This window comes from Mycobacterium mantenii (assembly GCF_001667865.1).
Taxonomy (GTDB): Bacteria; Actinomycetota; Actinomycetes; order Mycobacteriales; family Mycobacteriaceae; genus Mycobacterium; species Mycobacterium mantenii_A.
In genome coordinates this window covers 22,783-38,905 of the sequence record NZ_LZJP01000079.1, presented here as the reverse complement: position 1 = coordinate 38,905, position 16,123 = coordinate 22,783, and the positions used below count along the sequence as shown (strand labels likewise).

The following is a 16,123-nucleotide window of genomic DNA, read 5'->3' as shown; positions in this document are numbered from 1 at the left end:
CAGTCTTTACCAGCCCTACCAGGCCAGCAGCACCAGCTCGGAGCAGAATGCCGGGCCCATCGCGATCATCAGGCCGATCGCGCCCGGCGGCGGCGGGTCGGCCATGTTGGCGGCGAGCACGTCGAGCACCGAGACCGACGACAAATTGCCGTTGGTGCGCAACGAGTTTCGCGTGAGGTCGAGAGCATCCGGGGGAAGGTTCAGGACGCTCTCGACGGTCTCGATCGCCCGGGGTCCGCCCGGATGGCATATCCAGGTCGTCACATCGGCCGGGGTCAGCCCGTGGTCGGCGAGGAAGTCGCGGACGTCGTCACCCAGGTATTTCTCGGCGATGGCGGCGACGTCGGCGGAGACCACGATTCGGAAGCCGTCGCCACCGATCTTCCAGCCCATGACCTCTCCGGTGTCGGGATAGCTGCGGCTGCGCGTCGCCAGCACCCGGGGGCCGGTGGGCTCCCGGGAAGCCCGGTGGGCGCCCTCGGTGATCACCGCCGCCGCCCCGTCCCCGACAAGGCCGGTGGCGACGAAGTTGGCGACCGAGTTGCCGTGCCGCTGGACGGTCAACGAACACCGTTCCACCGCGAGCACCGCGGCCGTTTGGTCGGGGAACACCCGCAGATAGTCGTGCATCCGGGCCACACCCGTCGCGCCGGCCAACGAGCCCGGGCCGAACAGCGGGAGTCGTTTGACGTCGGGCCGCAGCCCGACGCGCGTCGCCAGCCGCGCCTCGAGCGCGGGCCCGGCGACCGTCGTCGAAAACACGATGTCGAGCTCCGACGGCTTGACCCTGGCCTCCTCGAGCGCGGCCACCAACGCCCGCTCGGCCAATTCCAGCGCCACCTCGAGATAGGCGTCGTCGGCCTCGGTGAATCCGCTCAGCTCGCGGTAGCGGGGCGGCCGCGGCGCGGTCTTGCGGAACTCGGCCCCGCCGCCGCGCGCGCCGTCGGTCAGTGCGCGGATGGCTTCGCTGTGGGTATAGCGGTTAGGTGGAAACTTCACCGCGACGCCGGCAATGGACGGATTTTTCACCGCGATCCCTGTTGAGCCGGCGAATGCACGGCTACCCGCATGGTCCATGTACGGGTGACGGTGCCGCCGCGCCGTCGGTTCAAAAGCGTCTTTGCGCCGCGGGCGTAACGCCAGGGCGGAAATTCGAGCCAGAAATCGCCATGGCGTTACGTGCGCGGCCCGCGGCCCGCGCGGGCCGCTAGGGTCGGGGTATGCGGGCTCTGGTCACCGGTGCCACCGGTTATGTGGGATCACGACTGGTCACGGCGCTACTGGCCGACCGGCACCAGGTAGCGGCGGCGACTCGAAACCCGGCGCGCCTCAAGCGTTTCGGCTGGTTCGACGACGTGACGCCGGTGAAATTGGACGCCGCCGACCCCGCGTCGCTGGCCTCCGCGTTCGCCAGTTGCGGGCCCATTGACGTGGTGTATTACCTGGTGCACGCGATCGGGCAGCCCGGTTTTCGCGACGCCGACAACACCGCGGCGGCAAATGTCGCCGCGGCGGCCCGTGACGCCGGGGTGCAACGCATCGTCTACCTGGGCGGCTTCGTACCCGCGAGCGAAGACCTGTCCGAGCACCTGACCAGCCGGGCCGAGGTGGCCGATGCGCTCACCATCCCGGATGGCCCCGAGCTGGTGTGGCTGGGCGCAGCGATCATCATCGGCGCGGGCTCGACGTCGTTCGAGATGCTGCGCTACGTCGGGGACCGTTTCCCGCTGATCCCGATCCCGAGCTGGATGGACAACCCGCTCGACCCGATCTCCATCCGCGATGTGCTGCACTACCTGGTCGCCGCGGGCGACCGCGACCTGGTACCCGCCGGGGCGTACGACATCGCCGGGCCGGACACCACCTCGTACCGGGACCTGCTCAAGGCGTATGCGCGCGTCTCCGGCCGCTGGCACACCGGATTGCCGGTCGGCAGGATCGACACCGCGCTGGCGTCGCTGATCACCGGCGTCGCGCTGCCGGTGCCCCAGGGATTGGCGGGCGATCTGGTCGAATCGCTGGACCACCCGATGGTGGCGTCCGCCACCGGCCTGCGCGAGAGGGTTCCCGACCCGCCCGGGGGCCTGCTCGGGATCGACGAGTCCATCGCCCTGGCACTGGCCGGCCAGTCCAATCGCCGGCCGCGGCCCGTCAACGCCCTGGCCGATCCGCATCACCTCGCCAACACCGACCCCACCTGGGCCGGCGGCGATGCGCTGCGCATCCGCCGACTCGCCCGGCGGGTCACCCCGTCGGTCGTGCGGCCGACGCTGGGGCTGGTGAACCGGGTGCCCGGGCCGGTGGCCGGAGCGGTGCGCACCGGCCTCGACATCCTGATCGCCCTGACCCCGAAGGTGCACCCCGCATGAGCGAGTCGACGAGTCCGTACCAAACGGGCGCGCTGTCCGAGTGGTGGCGCGCGCTCACCAATGTCGCTGTGCCCCACCATGAGTCGCCCGCCGTCGTGCGACGCCGGCGGGTCATTGTGGCCATCACGGTGGTCATCGGTGCCGGGGTACTCGGGCTTTCGTTGCGGCGCCATCCGGGGGATTCGAGCTTTTACTGGTTGACCTTGGCGCTGGCGGGAGTGTGGACCGCCGGCGGCTTCATCTCCGGCCCGCTGCATCTGGGCGGCATCTGCTGGCGTGGCCGCAACCAAAGGCCGGTCATCACCGGGACGACGATCGGCCTCCTGCTGGGCGCGGTCTTCGTGGCGGGCGGGCTGATCGCCCGGGAGATCACGCCGGTCGCGGAGTTGATCACCCGGGTGCTGGAATACGCCCACCACGGCTGGTATCCGGTGATCGTGGCGATCACGCTGGTCAACGGCGTTGCCGAGGAAGTGTTCTTTCGTGGCGCGCTCTACACCGCCCTGGGCCGCTATCACCCGGTCCTGATTTCGACCGTCCTCTACACGTTCGCGACGCTGGCCAGCGGCAACCCGATGCTCGGTTTCGCCGCGATCATCCTGGGGATGGTGTGCGCCATCGAGCGCCGGGCCACCGGCGGTGTCCTGGCGCCGGTGCTCACCCACTTGGTGTGGGGGCTGATCATGGTCGTCGTGCTGCCCCCGATGTTCGGCGTCTGACGCCGGCTATCCGGACGAACCCACCACCTCGCGGGCCAGCGCCCGCATTGCGGCGGTGTGGGCCGGCCGCGCGAAGAACCAATACACCCGCCCCGGAATGCCCTTCGGCAGAAAGATGGACCGCTGGCTATAGCGCGCGCCGCGACCGTCTTGGCGAGTGACCGCAATCTCGAGCCACTCCCGGCCCGGCGCTCGCCTGGTGGAGCGCAGCCGCAACAGGGTTCCCGCGCTGCGCTCCTCGACCTTCCAGCCGGCCGCCCGTGAGCTCACCGCGTCCTCGGCCGCCTTCCACACGCTCTCGGGTTCGGCGGTGGTGGCGGCGGTGCGCACGTCGGTGTACACGATCTCACCCGCCCAGTCCGGGTCCGTGGGCAGCGCCTCGGCCGGTTCGGACCGCAGCGACGACCAGGTGGGTTCGGGGACGCCCCGCGCGGCGCGGTCCAGCGCGAGTTCGACGGACCGCCGGTACCCGATGAGACCGCCTGGGGGCGGCGCAATGACGTTGTCGATGTCGTGGTTGCGCATCACCGCGTCGCACTCCAGCGATTCGATCAGCGGCCGCGCCAACCCTGGCGGAATCGGCGTCACCGTTCCGACCCAGAGGCTGGCGATGGTCGGGGTCAAAAACGGCAGCACGATGAGGTAGCGCTTACCCAGGCCCGCCACGTCGGCGTAGACCCGCATCATGTCGCCGTATTCCAACACGTCGGGCCCACCGACATCCCAGGTGCGCGACTCCGGGACCGGGGCCGTGGCCGCCGCGGCCAGGTAGTACAGCACGTCGCGCACCGCGATCGGCTGGATCTTGTTGTGCACCCACTTCGGCGTGGTCATCACCGGCAGCCGGTCGGTGAGGTGCCGGATCATCTCGAACGACGCCGACCCCGAGCCGACGACCACCCCGGCCTGCAACACCACCGTTTCGATGGCGGAGTCGATCAGGACATCGCCGACGGCTTTGCGCGACGCGAGATGCGGTGAGAGGTCGCTGTTTTCGGGATGCAGCCCGCTCAGATACACCACCCGCCGCACCCCGGCGCGGCGCGCGGCCGTCACGACGTTGCGCACGGCGCGGGTTTCCTCGGCGGCGAAATCCTTCGAGCTACCCATCGAGTGAACTAGGTAGTAGACGACGTCGATGCCGTCGAACGCGGCGATCAGTGAATCGACGTCACCGAGGTCACCGCGCGCGATTTCCGCCTGCTCCCGCCACGGCACCTGCGCCAGCTTGTCGGGGTTGCGCGCCAACGCCCGAACGTGATGGCCCTCATCGAGCAGTCGGGGCACCAGGCGCCCGCCGATGTAGCCTGTCGCTCCGGTCACCAGGCACCGCACCGGTTGGGGCATCGATCCTCCGTCGTTCGTCAGCATTGGGTCTGGTGGAGGATTACCGCATCGAGAGGTGATTAAGCGTTGCGGCCCATCGCCGCAACGACTCAGCGGTCGGTGAAGTTGGCGGCGCGGCGTTGCTGGAAGGCCGTTGCGCCCTCGACGAAGTCGGGGGATTTCAGCAGCACCGACTGGCCGTCGAACTCACGCTGCAGGGCCGCGTCCAACTCGGTCAGCGTGGCCGCGTTGATCGCCAGCTTGGTCTTGGCGAAGGCCACCGCCGGGCCGCCCATCAACCGTGCGATCACCTTGTTCACCTCGGCGTCGAACTCGTCGGCCGGGTAGACCGCGGTGACCAGGCCCCAGGACAACGCCTCGGCGGCGGTCAGCCGATCCGGAAGCAGCGCCATCTGCATGGCGCGGATCCGGCCGATCGCGGCCGCCACCAACGCCGACGCGCCGCCGTCGGGCATCAACCCGATCTTGGTGAAGGCGAGCATGAAAAACGCGCTCTCCGAAGCCAATACGACGTCACAGGCCAGGGCGATGGAGACGCCGACGCCGGCCGCGGGTCCCTGGACCACGGCGACCACCGGGTGCGGCAGCGTGGTGATCGCCCGCACCAGCCGGTTGATCTCCAGGATGATCTCGTCCGGCGGCACACCGCCGCCGCCGGAGACGTCGTCGGCGCTGATGCCCGCACCGGAGCTGAAGCCGCGTCCGGCGCCGCCGAGCCGCACCACCTTGACCTCGGGGTCGGTGGCCGCGTACTCCATCGTGTCCGCGAGGCCGGTGATCACCGGGATGGTCAGCGAATTCAGGCTGTCGGGCCGGTTGATGGTCACCGACAGCACGCCGTCGGACAGCGTGACGTCAAGGCCGGCGACTGGGGTGAGGGTGGCGATCGCGGATCCAGGCATGGGCTCACCATAAGTGACCGGGGTGCGCGGCCTTCCGGCACGGCTGCGAAGATGTCGAACGACCGGTTGTTTGGTTGCGAACGGTCAACGGCGTCAGAGCAGACGAAAGGTCGGTGGATCGTGGCTGGACCGCTACAGGGACTGCGTGTTGTCGAATTGGCCGGCATCGGCCCGGGCCCACACGCCGCGATGATCCTGGGGGATCTGGGCGCCGACGTGGTGCGCATCGATCGCCCCTCATCGGGACCCGGGGGCGTCGCCAAGGACGCCATGATGCGCAACCGGCGGGTGGTGACCGCCGACCTGAAGTCCGAGGAAGGACGCGGCCTCGTCCTCAAGCTGATCGCCAAAGCCGACGTGCTGATCGAGGGCTACCGCCCCGGCGTCACCGAGCGGCTCGGCCTGGGCCCCGAGGACTGCGCCAAGGTCAACGACCGGCTGGTCTACGCCCGGATGACCGGCTGGGGTCAGACCGGCCCGCGCAGCCAGCAGGCGGGGCACGACATCAACTACATCTCCCTGAACGGGATCCTGCACTCCATCGGCCGGGTGAACGAACGGCCCGTTCCGCCGCTGAATTTGGTCGGCGACTTCGGCGGCGGCTCGATGTTTTTGCTACTCGGCATCCTGTCCGCGCTGTGGGAGCGGCAGACCTCCGGCAAGGGCCAGGTCGTCGACGCCGCGATGGTGGACGGCTCGAGCGTGCTGGTCCAGATGATGTGGCAGATGCGTGCGTCGGGCATGTGGACCGACGCCCGCGGCACCAACCTGCTCGACGGCGGCGCGCCCTACTACGACACCTACGAGTGCGCCGACGGGCGCTATGTGGCGGTCGGCGCCATCGAGCCGCAGTTCTACGCAGCCATGCTGACCGGGCTCGGCCTGGACGGCGCCGACCTGCCCGGCCAGAACGACGTCAGCCGCTGGCCCGAACTGCGGGCCCTGCTGACCGAGAAGTTCGGCAGCCAGGACCGCGACCACTGGGCCAAGGTGTTCGCCGACTCCGACGCGTGCGTCACGCCGATCCTGGCGTTCGGCGAGGTGCAGACCGAGCCGCACATCACCGAGCGCAACACCTTCTACGAAGTCAACGGCGGCCTGCAGCCGCTGCCGGCGCCGCGGTTCTCCCGGACCGCGCCGGAGACACCGCGCCCCGCGGCGCCGGTGACCGACCCCGAAGCGGTACTCAAGGAATGGGCATAGTCCCGACCCACCAATTGGCTGGAAGCCAGGGAATCAGGAAGGACTCGGATGGAGATCAAAGACGCCGTCGCAGTCGTCACCGGGGGAGCGTCGGGCCTTGGCCTGGCCACCACCAAGCGGCTGCTCGACCGCGGTGCACAGGTCGTCGTCATCGACCTTCGCGGCGAAGAAGCGGTCCGCGAGCTGGGGGACCGCGCGCGGTTCGTCGAGGCCGACGTCACCGATGAGGCCGCCGTCGGCAAGGCGCTGGACGCCGCGGAGTCGATGGGCACGCTGCGGATCAACGTCAACTGCGCCGGCATCGGCAACGCCATCAAGACGCTGTCCAAAGACGGTCCGTTCCCGCTGGACGGGTTCAAGAAGGTGGTCGGGGTCAACCTGATCGGCACGTTCAACGTGCTGCGCCTCGCGGCCGAGCGGATCGCCAAGACGGAAGCCATCGGTCCCGAAACAAGCCCAGAGCGTGGCGTCATCATCAACACCGCCTCGGTCGCCGCGTTCGAGGGCCAGATCGGCCAGGCCGCCTATTCGGCGTCGAAGGGCGGCGTGGTCGGCATGACCCTGCCGATCGCGCGCGACCTGTCGCGCGAGCTCATCCGCGTGATGACCATCGCGCCGGGACTGTTCAAGACCCCGCTGCTGGGATCGCTGCCCGAGGAGGCGCAGGCGTCGCTGGGCAAGCAGGTGCCGCACCCGGCCCGGCTGGGTGACCCCGACGAGTACGGCGCGTTGGCCGTCCACATCATCGAGAACCCGATGCTCAACGGCGAGGTCATCCGCCTCGACGGGGCCATTCGCATGGCCCCCCGCTGAGCCGCACCACGCCCCGGGCAAAACGAAAGCCCCCCGCATCGGCGGGGGGCTTTCGTTATAACCAGGATCAATGGTTACTTGCGGAACCATCGACTGACGTTGGGTTCGGCCATTAACAGCCGTGCGAGCATGCTCATGGTTCGCCTCAGCTCGCGGCTTGCAGTTCGTCGAACTGCTCCGAGGTTTCGCCTTCCACCAGCACGTCGCCGTGGTAGAGGGCTTCGAAGTCAACTTTGATGACGTCGGCACTTGTGTCGTCGATCCACATGACACTGAGCGTATGGGCCACCATTAAGGAATCTTTGAGTCACGATTCGGAAAATCTTGGCAATTTACCGGCGAGTAGGTTGACCGGGGTCTGCGTGGCGATTAAGGCCCTGAGCTGCTTAGTTGGGCCACACTTTTCTGGCCGGACTCTTACCGTCGGCGCGGTTTAAAAACCGGCATTGAACGGTCCGGGCGCTCGCCTGCGTGCTTAAGGCGAACACTGTTCGACGCGTGAAAATTAGCGTTTGTTAGGTTGTCGCGGACACTCCAGCGGCCTGCGCAACGGGGCACCGGCAGCGGAAGGGCTCGAAATGCTGCAAAGAATCGCCCGAATCGCCATCAGGGCGCCCCGCCGCATCATCGCGATAGGTGTTTTGGTCTTCATCGCCGCCGCAGTCTTCGGCATCCCCGTCGCCAAGAGCCTGTCGCCGGGCGGTTTCCAGGACCCCGACTCGGAGTCGGCGCGCGCCATCAGCGTGTTGACCGACAAGTTCGGGCAGAGCGGCCAGCAGATGCTGATCCTGGTGACCGCGCCCGGGGGCACCAGCAGCGCGCAGGCTCGCAAGGTGGGCACCGACCTCGTCGACCAGCTGCAACGGTCGCCGTTGGTCTACAACGTCTCCTCGGCGTGGACCCGACCGGTCTCCGCCGCGCCGGGGTCGCCGGACGACATGGTCAGCCGCGACGGCAAGACGGGCCTCATCGTGGTCAACGTCAAGGGCGGCGAAAACTACGTCCAGAACAACGCGCAGACCCTGGCCGACAAGTTCATCCACGACCGTGACGGTGTCACCGTCCGCGCCGGCGGTGCGGCGATGCAGTACGCGCAGATCAATACGCAGAACCAGGCCGACCTGCTGGTGATGGAGATGATCGCGCTGCCGCTGAGCTTCCTGGTGCTGATCTGGGTGTTCGGCGGCCTGCTGGCCGCGGCGTTGCCGATGGCGCTGGGCGCCCTGGCGGTCGTCGGGTCGATGACGGTGTTGCGGCTCATCACCTTCACCACTGAGGTGTCGATCTTCGCCCTCAACCTGAGCACCGCCCTGGGCCTGGCCCTGGCCATCGACTACACCCTGCTGATCGTCAGCCGCTATCGCGACGAGTTGGCCGAGGGCCACGACCGCGACGAAGCGCTGATCCGGACAATGGCCACCTCCGGCTGCACCGTGATCTTCTCCGCGGTCACCGTGGCATTGTCGATGTCGGCGACGGTGGCGTTCCCCATGTACTTCCTCAAGTCCTTCGCCTACGCCGGCGTGGCCACCGTCGCCTTCGTCGCGATCGCCTCGATCGTGATCACCCCGGCCGCGATCGTGCTGCTGGGGCCCCGGCTGGACGCACTGAATGTGCGCCGGCTGGCGCGCCGGTTGCTCAAGCGCCCGGAGCCCGCCCACAAACCCGTCGAGCAGCTGTTCTGGTACCGGTCGACCAAGTTGGTGATGCGCCGTTGGGCACCGATCGGCCTGACCGTCGTCGCGCTGCTGTTGCTGCTCGGCTATCCGTTCCTGCGGGTGACGTGGGGCTTTCCCGACGACCGGGTGCTGCCGAGTTCGGCGTCGGCGCATCAGGTGGGCGACCGATTGCGCAACGACTTCGCGCACGACTCGGCGACGTCGGTGCCCGTCGTCATCCCCGATGCCACCCGCCTGAAGCCGGCGGACCTCGACAAGTACGCCGCCGATCTGTCGCGCGTTGCCGACGTGTCGGCGGTGTCGGCGCCCGGCGGCACCTTCGCGGACGGCAACCGGGTGGGACCGCCGGCCGGGGCCACCGGATTGAACGACGGCAGCGCCTTTTTGACCGTCAGCAGCACGGCGCCCCTGTTCTCCACAGCCAACGACACCCAGCTCAAGCGGCTGCACGAGGTGCCCGGACCCGCGGGCCGATCCGTCGAGATGGGCGGGGTGGCCCAGGTCAACCGCGACAGCGTCGACGCCGTGACCGACCGGCTGCCGCTGGTCCTCGGGTTGATGGCGGCGATCACCTTCGTGCTGCTGTTCCTGCTCACCGGCAGCGTGCTGCTGCCGGCCAAGGCGCTCGCCTGCAACTTCCTCTCGTTGACCGCGGCGTTCGGTGCGCTGGTGTGGATCTTCCAAGACGGCCACCTCGGTGCGTTGGGCACAACGCCCAGCGGGACGCTGGTGGCCAACATGCCGGTGCTGCTGTTCTGCATCGCCTTCGGGCTGTCCATGGACTACGAGGTCTTCCTGCTCTCAAGGATCCGCGAGTACTGGCTGGCGTCCGGCGCCGCCCGGCCGGCGCAGCCGACCCCGAAGCAGGCCCACGCCGCCAACGACGAGAGCGTGGCGCTCGGCGTCGCCCGCACCGGCCGGGTGATCACCGCCGCCGCGTTGGTGATGTCGATGTCGTTCGCCGCGCTGATCGCCGCCCACGTCTCGTTCATGCGGATGTTCGGCCTCGGCCTGACGCTCGCCGTGTTCGCCGACGCCACCCTGGTGCGGATGGTGGTCGTGCCGGCCTTCATGCACGTGATGGGCCGGTGGAACTGGTGGGCGCCCCAGCCGCTGGCGTGGCTGCACGACCGATTCGGCATCAGCGAGGGGGCGGCGCAAGAAGCCGTCCACGACCTCGAGCCGGTTGCGGAGCCCGTCGGGCTCCCCGAGCCGGTGGTCGGCGAGCCCGTGCTGCCCAAAATCGGTTAACGCCGACCAGCTTGTCGCCGGGCCCCTATCCTGGGGCTCATTCGAGTCGGAAGGTTCCAATACGCATGACAACGGTGGTCGACAACCCCTTCTTCGCGCGCGTCTGGCCAGTCGTCGCCTCCCATGAAACCGAGGCGATCCGGGCGCTTCGCCGGGAGAACCTGGCCGGACTGTCCGGGCGGGTGCTGGAAGTCGGCGCGGGCATCGGCACGAACTTTCCCCACTACCCGGACTCCGTCGACGAGGTGATCGCGGCGGAACCCGAGCCGCGGCTGGCGGCCCAGGCCCGTGCCGCCGCGGACGCGGTGCCCGTCCGGGTCGTCGTGATCGGCGAGACGGCCGAAGCTTTCGGCGGCGGGGAGTCGTTCGACGCGGTGGTGTGCTCGCTGGTGTTGTGCTCGGTGGGCGACCCGGGCACCGTGTTGCGGCGCCTGTACTCGTTGCTGCGGCCGGGCGGGGAACTTCGCTATCTCGAGCACATCGCCAGCGCCGGTGCTCGGGGCCGCCTTCAGCGTTTCGCCGATGCGACGGTGTGGCCGCGGCTGTTCGGCAACTGCCACACCCATCGCGACACCGAGCGCTCGATCGTCGAGGCGGGTTTCGAGGTCGACACGTCGCGGCGGGAATTCACCTTGCCGGCCTGGGCGCCGATGCCGGTGTCCGAGCTCTTGCTCGGTCGCGCGCGCAGGCCCTGAGCCGCCGGCCAGGTCAGCTCAGCAGCGCCGGTAGCCGCTGTAGCAGTCCGGGCAGGGCCTGGCTCGCCGTCTGCCGCATGCTGATCGTGGCGCTGCGGGACAGCGGCGTGACTTCGGGATTGACCTCGATGACGGCGGTGCCGCGGGACAGCGCCAGCTCGGCCAGCCCGGCCGCCGGATAGACGATCGCCGAGGTGCCCACCACCACCATCACGTCGGCGGCCTCGGTCGCTTCGACGGCGCGTTGCCACGGTTCGTCGGGCAGCTGTTCGCCGAACCACACGATGTCGGGTCGAATCAGGCCCCCGCAGTGACATAGCGGCGGCTCCACCTCCAGCGCCGGTTCGGACATCGCGGGCAGTGCGCCGGAATAGCGCGTACCGCAACGCGCACAACGGAATTCGAACAGGCTGCCGTGCAGATGGTGAACCGACCGGCTGCCCGCGCGCTCGTGCAGATCGTCGACGTTCTGGGTGATGACGCTGACCTGGGCATCGTCTTGCCAGGCCGCGATGGCGCGATGACCCGCATTCGGTTGGACATCGGCGACCAGATAATGGCGCCACAGATACCAGCCCCAGACGCGCTGCGGGTTGTCGCGCCATCCCTGGGTGCTGGACAACTCGTACGGATCGAAGCGGGCCCACAATCCGTTCTTGTCGTCGCGGAAGGTCGGCACACCGCTCTCCGCGGAGATCCCCGCGCCGCTGAGCACCGCTACTCGCATCTCACCAAGATAGCCGGGGGTGGGGGATACTGGACGGGTGGAGCTGGGTGACTGGTTGAAGGTCGACATGAAGGCGGGAAAGCCGTTGTTCGACCAGCTCAGGACGCAGGTCATCGACGGCGTCCGGCAGGGCGCCTTGCCGCCCGGCACCCGCCTGCCCACCGTGCGTGATCTGGCCGGTCAGCTCGGCGTCGCCGTCAACACGGTGGCACGCGCCTACCGTGAGCTGGAGACCTCCGCGATCATCGAAACCCGGGGCCGCTTCGGCACTTTCGTCGCCCGCTATGACCCGACGGACGCCGCCATGGCGGCCGCGGCACGGGAGTACGTCCGGGTTGCGCGCGGACTGGGCTTGGACAAGGCCGACGCCGCGCGCTATATCGAAGCCGTGCCCGACGACTGAGGCTGGTTCGAAAACCTCTGGCGCACAAAGTGTTTGGCAGGATGACGGCTCAGCGCAGCACCTTGTCCAGGGTGCGCAGGTTGCGGGTCGTGGTCGACGACTTGTACCGCGGCTTGCCCATCGTCTTGCCGATGCTGCTGTCCAGCGTGCCGCCCTTGGGGACCTGCCAATAGATCACCCCGTCACCGCGGCGGATCTTCTCGTCGGGACCCGCGTCCTTGTCCAGCGCGGCCAACTCGTCCAGCACGGCCGCGTCGGCGACGAACGTGACGTAGGACTGATAGCCGTCGACCTCGCGCTCGAACGGGTAGGCATCGACCACGGCGCGCACGGTGTCGATGTCATACGCCAGCACCCACGCGTCGTAACCGAACCGGTCGCGCAACGCGGCCTCGGCCTTCTTGCGCACCGTCGCCACGCCGGCCGACGACTCCAGCAGCACGTTGCCGGTGGCCAGGATGGTCCGTACCTGGGTGAAGCCCGCGTCGGTCAGCGCGGCCGCCACCTCGGCCATTTTGAGGTTGACGCCCCCGACGTTGACACCACGCAGAAACGCCGCGTATTTGGTCATGCCCCGATTCCACCAGGTCGGCCGGACAACCACGATCCCGGGCCGTCGGACGTAGGCTTTCGGCATGGGACGCCAAGTCTTCGATGACAAGCTGCTGGCCTTGATCAGTGGGCATTCCCTCGGGGTGCTGGCCACCATCAAGCGCGATGGGCGGCCGCAGCTGTCGAACGTGAGCTATCACTTCGACCCGCGCAGCTTGGCGATCCAGGTGTCGATCACCGAGCCGCGCGCCAAGACCCGCAACCTGCGCCGCGACCCGCGGGCCTCGATCCTGGTCGACGCCGACGACGGTTGGTCGTACGCCGTCGCCGAGGGCACCGCCGAGCTGACCCCCCCGGCGGCCGCGCCCGACGACGACACCGTGGAGGCGCTGATTGCGTTGTATCGCAACATCGCCGGTGAGCACCCGGACTGGGACGAATACCGGCAGGCCATGGTCACCGACCGGCGGGTGCTGCTGACGCTGCCGATCTCGCATCTGTACGGCATGCCCCCGGGGATGCGGTAGCCGCGCCGCCATTCCGGACCGTTTCGGCAAACCAGGGCTAGGCTGCCCCGTATGGCTGAATCGAATGCCCGGCAGGGTGCCAAGTCGTCGGAGCCTTCGGGGGCTGCTGGGCCTTCCGGGTCGGACGACGACACCAAGCGCAAATTCCGCGAAGCCCTGGACCGCAAGATGGCGAAATCCTCGGGCGGGTCCGACCACAAGGACGGCACCGGCAAGCAGGCGCGGGCGCACGGCGCGGCGGGAAGCCGCCGCGAATTCCGCCGCAAGAGCGGCTGATTGACCGGATTCAGTCCCGGGGCGGGGTGAACAGGCCGATCGATGGGTCGGCTTGGCCCGGTTGGCCGCGCAGGCTTCCCCGGGTGCTCGGGTGCCCGAAGTTCACCTGCGACGGGTCGTTCTGGTACGCCCAGTCGGCCACGATGGTGCGTTGACTGAACTTCCAGCGGCCGCCGTGCCGGGCGTACGTGTCGAGGTAGCGCCCGCCGATGATGACGTCGACGTCGTGCTCGGGCCCGGCGAAGGTGTGGAACACCAGGCAGTAGATCTCGCCGCGCGCCGTGTCGCCGTCGACCACGAAGTTCGTGGTGGTGATGTTGTGTTGGGAGACACGCACATACGGCTCCGCGGCCCGTAACTGTCCGATGAAGTGGTCGACGCCGCCCGTCGAGAACGAGCCGTGCGAGTCGGTCGCGTCGGGGTGGTACAGGTCGCGGAGGCCTTCATAATCGGCGCGGTCGACGGCCCGGCAATAGGAGGTGACGAGCGCATGCAGTTCATCGCGGTCCAGCATCAGCGCCAATCGGGCCTCATCCAGCACCACGTCACGATAACTCGGTGGATAGGTGAGTAGTCTCCCAACAACGGCTCATCGGTCTTAGGGTGTTCAGCGGAAGGAAGGTCGTTGACGGTGAAACTTTGGCTCGCTCAAGATCCCGAGGCCGACGCGCTGCTGGATGAGCATCCGTTGGCCCTGGTCATCGGCATGGTGCTGGATCAGCAGGTGCCCTTCGAAACCGCCTTCGCGGGACCGAAGAAGATCGCCGACCGGATGGGCAGCTTCGGCGCTCATGAAATCGCCGAGTACGACCCCGACAAGTTCGCCGCGCTGTGCTCGGAAAAGCCTGCGATACACCGGTTCCCGGGATCGATGGCCAAACGTATCCAGACCCTGGCCCAGATCATCGTGGATCGTTACGACGGCGATGCCGCCGGCTTGTGGACCGCGGGCGACCCCGACGGCGCGGAGTTGCTGCGGCGGATCAAGGGCCTGCCCGGTTTCGGCGACGTCAAGGCGCAAATCTTCCTGGCGCTGCTGGGCAAGCAGTACGGCGTCGACGTCAAAGGCTGGCGCGCGGCGGCCGGGCAATTCGGCAAGCCCGGCACGCACATCTCCGTCGCCGACATCGTCGACGCCCAATCGATGGGCGCGGTGCGTTCCTACAAGAAGCAGATGAAGGCGGCAGCCAAAGCCGCGAAGTAGTGGGTCCACAGAAGGGAAGGGCGGCAACGTGAAGACACACATAACGTGTCCGTGTGGGGAAGCCATCGTCGGCAAGGACGAGGACGAACTGGTCGAGCTGACCCAGGCTCACCTTGCCAAAGACCATCCTGGCCTCGAGTACGACCGCGACGCCATCCTGTTCATGGCGTACTAGCAGCGAACGCGCGTGCCCCGGTCGGGGACACGCGCGTTCGCGGGAGACGGTGGCGGCGCCGGTCTCTTACGGCACCACCGTCGATCCGATCGTGGGCATGAACTGGCACTGCTTTTCCTTGGTGGTGACCTGTCCGAAGATCGTCGACATGATGCTGCCCGAACCCGTGTCGGCGATCGCGGTCAGCGTCGTCGGCCCGTCGCCGTTGATGTCGGTGCGCGGCTTGAGCGCGACCGTTCCCGACTTGCCCGTGGTCAGGTTCACCCACGTGACGTTCAGCGGCAGCTTCTGCACCTCGGCGGGGCCGGGCGTGCCGACCGCGGTGAACACGTAGGCGGTCTGCCCGGGGCCCGGCCCGGGAGTCGGAATCTTGGCCGGCCCCGCCACCGAGAGCGCGGTGGCGATCGCACTGGTGCCGTCGGCCAGGCAATTGGTGCCGATCGAGGGGTACATGAAGTCCTGCGTCGGCGGGGCGTCAGGCCCGAACCCCGGGGCCGCCGCCGCGGGGGCGGCGTCCGGCGCCGGTGCGGGTGCAGGTGCCGGCGCCGGTGCGGCTTCCGGTGCGGGAGGGGCCGCCGGTGGTGCCGCGGCGGGTGCCGGTGGTGCCGGGACGGGCGCCGCGACGGGCACATTGGCCGGTTGGGCGGGCCCCGGCGCGGCGGGTGCCGCCTCGGGTGCCGGACCGGCCGCGTGCGCCGGGTCGATCCCGGCCGGCAGGTGCGCCTCGGGCGCCGGGGCCGCAGCGGGTGCTGGAGCGGCCGCCGGGGCCGCAGCGGGTGCCGGTGCCGCGGCGGGTGCTGGTGCTGGGGCCGCCGCGGGTGCGGGGGCCGCCTCGGGTGCCGGGCCGGCGGCGTGCGCCGGATCGATGCCGGACGGCAGGTGAGCCTGCAAACCGGGTTCTACCCCCGCCGCGGGCACGTGTTGCACCGGCGCGGCGGGCTCGGCGACGAACTGATTGACCGCCGCCGCAACGTTTTTCGACTCGTTGGGTGTGCTCGGGTTGTGGGCGAAGGCTTGGGCCGCTGCCATCAGCAGCTGGGTCGCTTGCTGTGGGTCGGTGGCCGCCTGCTGGATGAGCGGGCTCAGCTGCGACAAGGCAGGCAGACCCGGCAGCCCTTGGGCCGCATTCGGTTGCGGTATCGGCTGCGGCGCCGCCGGGTCGGCTGCCGCGTTCGGGCAGAGCCCGAACGCGACAGCCGATGCCGTGACGACTGCGGCCAAACCTTTGGACAGATTCCAAGTGGTTGCCACGGTGTCCTCCGGTTCTCAGAAGTGGTTTAG

The 16,123-nt window shown here is 68.8% G+C and carries 19 protein-coding genes; 11 read left to right on the top strand and 8 right to left on the bottom strand.

Annotated features, from left to right (window positions below; all coding sequences use genetic code 11):
- Positions 1-15: 15 nt before the first annotated feature.
- The gene (locus tag A5688_RS12350; RefSeq protein ID WP_067908768.1) at positions 16-1,077 is read right to left on the bottom strand and encodes a type III polyketide synthase; all 1,062 of its coding nucleotides are present in this window, start codon (positions 1,075-1,077) and stop codon (positions 16-18) included.
- A gap of 143 nt (positions 1,078-1,220) precedes the next feature.
- Here A5688_RS12350 and A5688_RS12345 point away from each other — a divergent pair, with 143 nt between their 5' ends.
- Entirely contained in the window at positions 1,221-2,369 is a 1,149-nt protein-coding gene (locus A5688_RS12345) for an NAD(P)H-binding protein (protein ID WP_067835682.1), read from the top strand.
- Positions 2,366-3,088: a CPBP family intramembrane glutamic endopeptidase gene (locus A5688_RS12340; protein WP_067908765.1), complete on the top strand. Its 723-nt coding sequence runs from the start codon at positions 2,366-2,368 to the stop codon at positions 3,086-3,088. The genes A5688_RS12345 and A5688_RS12340 overlap by 4 nt, the downstream gene beginning before the upstream one ends.
- Before the next feature lie 6 nt (positions 3,089-3,094).
- Here A5688_RS12340 and A5688_RS12335 read toward each other — a convergent pair whose 3' ends face one another.
- Together A5688_RS12335 and A5688_RS12330 are read right to left on the bottom strand one after the other, a co-directional pair.
- Positions 3,095-4,435, bottom strand: coding sequence for a DUF2867 domain-containing protein (locus A5688_RS12335; protein WP_067908812.1), 1,341 nt, complete (start codon positions 4,433-4,435; stop codon positions 3,095-3,097).
- An 89-nt stretch (positions 4,436-4,524) separates the two neighbouring features.
- Positions 4,525-5,337, bottom strand: coding sequence for an enoyl-CoA hydratase (locus A5688_RS12330; protein WP_067908763.1), 813 nt, complete (start codon positions 5,335-5,337; stop codon positions 4,525-4,527).
- 120 nt (positions 5,338-5,457) lie between these two features.
- Here A5688_RS12330 and A5688_RS12325 point away from each other — a divergent pair, with 120 nt between their 5' ends.
- Together A5688_RS12325 and A5688_RS12320 are read left to right on the top strand one after the other, a co-directional pair.
- Positions 5,458-6,540 carry a CaiB/BaiF CoA transferase family protein gene (locus tag A5688_RS12325; RefSeq protein ID WP_067908811.1) on the top strand — a complete coding sequence of 361 codons (1,083 nt, stop codon included), beginning with the start codon at positions 5,458-5,460 and terminating at the stop codon, positions 6,538-6,540.
- Positions 6,541-6,588: 48 nt separating this feature from the next.
- The gene (locus A5688_RS12320) at positions 6,589-7,353 is read left to right on the top strand and encodes a 3-hydroxyacyl-CoA dehydrogenase (protein WP_067835687.1); all 765 of its coding nucleotides are present in this window, start codon (positions 6,589-6,591) and stop codon (positions 7,351-7,353) included.
- Between the two features lie 145 nt (positions 7,354-7,498).
- On the opposite strand, the gene A5688_RS28330 is transcribed toward A5688_RS12320, so the two are convergent.
- On the bottom strand, positions 7,499-7,621 hold the full coding sequence (locus A5688_RS28330; RefSeq protein WP_003878506.1) for a hypothetical protein: 123 nt from the start codon (positions 7,619-7,621) through the stop codon (positions 7,499-7,501).
- Between the two features lie 310 nt (positions 7,622-7,931).
- Between A5688_RS28330 and A5688_RS12315 the strand changes: the two genes are divergently transcribed.
- Positions 7,932-10,283 (top strand): MMPL family transporter, encoded by a 2,352-nt coding sequence (locus tag A5688_RS12315; RefSeq protein WP_067908759.1) that lies wholly within the window; start codon positions 7,932-7,934, stop codon positions 10,281-10,283.
- A gap of 65 nt (positions 10,284-10,348) precedes the next feature.
- Entirely contained in the window at positions 10,349-10,978 is a 630-nt protein-coding gene (locus tag A5688_RS12310) for a class I SAM-dependent methyltransferase (protein WP_067835689.1), read from the top strand.
- A 13-nt stretch (positions 10,979-10,991) separates the two neighbouring features.
- Here A5688_RS12310 and A5688_RS12305 read toward each other — a convergent pair whose 3' ends face one another.
- Positions 10,992-11,705, bottom strand: coding sequence for an SIR2 family NAD-dependent protein deacylase (locus A5688_RS12305; RefSeq protein ID WP_067835691.1), 714 nt, complete (start codon positions 11,703-11,705; stop codon positions 10,992-10,994).
- Between the two features lie 37 nt (positions 11,706-11,742).
- Here A5688_RS12305 and A5688_RS12300 point away from each other — a divergent pair, with 37 nt between their 5' ends.
- Positions 11,743-12,108, top strand: a complete 366-nt coding sequence (locus A5688_RS12300; protein WP_067835693.1) for a GntR family transcriptional regulator — start codon at positions 11,743-11,745, stop codon at positions 12,106-12,108.
- Between the two features lie 49 nt (positions 12,109-12,157).
- Here A5688_RS12300 and A5688_RS12295 read toward each other — a convergent pair whose 3' ends face one another.
- The gene (locus A5688_RS12295; RefSeq protein WP_067835832.1) at positions 12,158-12,679 is read right to left on the bottom strand and encodes a DUF1697 domain-containing protein; all 522 of its coding nucleotides are present in this window, start codon (positions 12,677-12,679) and stop codon (positions 12,158-12,160) included.
- Between the two features lie 64 nt (positions 12,680-12,743).
- On the opposite strand from A5688_RS12295, the gene A5688_RS12290 reads away from it, so the two are divergent.
- Positions 12,744-13,187, top strand: a complete 444-nt coding sequence (locus A5688_RS12290) for a PPOX class F420-dependent oxidoreductase (RefSeq protein ID WP_067835695.1) — start codon at positions 12,744-12,746, stop codon at positions 13,185-13,187.
- A gap of 51 nt (positions 13,188-13,238) precedes the next feature.
- A complete protein-coding gene (locus A5688_RS12285; RefSeq protein WP_067908756.1) occupies positions 13,239-13,463 on the top strand; it encodes a DUF5302 domain-containing protein in 225 nt (74 codons plus the stop codon).
- Positions 13,464-13,473: 10 nt separating this feature from the next.
- On the opposite strand, the gene A5688_RS12280 is transcribed toward A5688_RS12285, so the two are convergent.
- A complete protein-coding gene (locus A5688_RS12280; RefSeq protein ID WP_067835699.1) occupies positions 13,474-14,007 on the bottom strand; it encodes a nuclear transport factor 2 family protein in 534 nt (177 codons plus the stop codon).
- A gap of 87 nt (positions 14,008-14,094) precedes the next feature.
- Here A5688_RS12280 and A5688_RS12275 point away from each other — a divergent pair, with 87 nt between their 5' ends.
- Together A5688_RS12275 and A5688_RS12270 are read left to right on the top strand one after the other, a co-directional pair.
- The gene (locus tag A5688_RS12275; protein WP_067835701.1) at positions 14,095-14,667 is read left to right on the top strand and encodes an HhH-GPD-type base excision DNA repair protein; all 573 of its coding nucleotides are present in this window, start codon (positions 14,095-14,097) and stop codon (positions 14,665-14,667) included.
- 28 nt (positions 14,668-14,695) lie between these two features.
- Positions 14,696-14,842 carry a DUF1059 domain-containing protein gene (locus tag A5688_RS12270; RefSeq protein WP_067835703.1) on the top strand — a complete coding sequence of 49 codons (147 nt, stop codon included), beginning with the start codon at positions 14,696-14,698 and terminating at the stop codon, positions 14,840-14,842.
- A 66-nt stretch (positions 14,843-14,908) separates the two neighbouring features.
- Here A5688_RS12270 and A5688_RS12265 read toward each other — a convergent pair whose 3' ends face one another.
- Positions 14,909-16,093 carry an Rv1157c family protein gene (locus tag A5688_RS12265; RefSeq protein WP_068268177.1) on the bottom strand — a complete coding sequence of 395 codons (1,185 nt, stop codon included), beginning with the start codon at positions 16,091-16,093 and terminating at the stop codon, positions 14,909-14,911.
- Between the last annotated feature and the right edge of the window lie 30 nt (positions 16,094-16,123).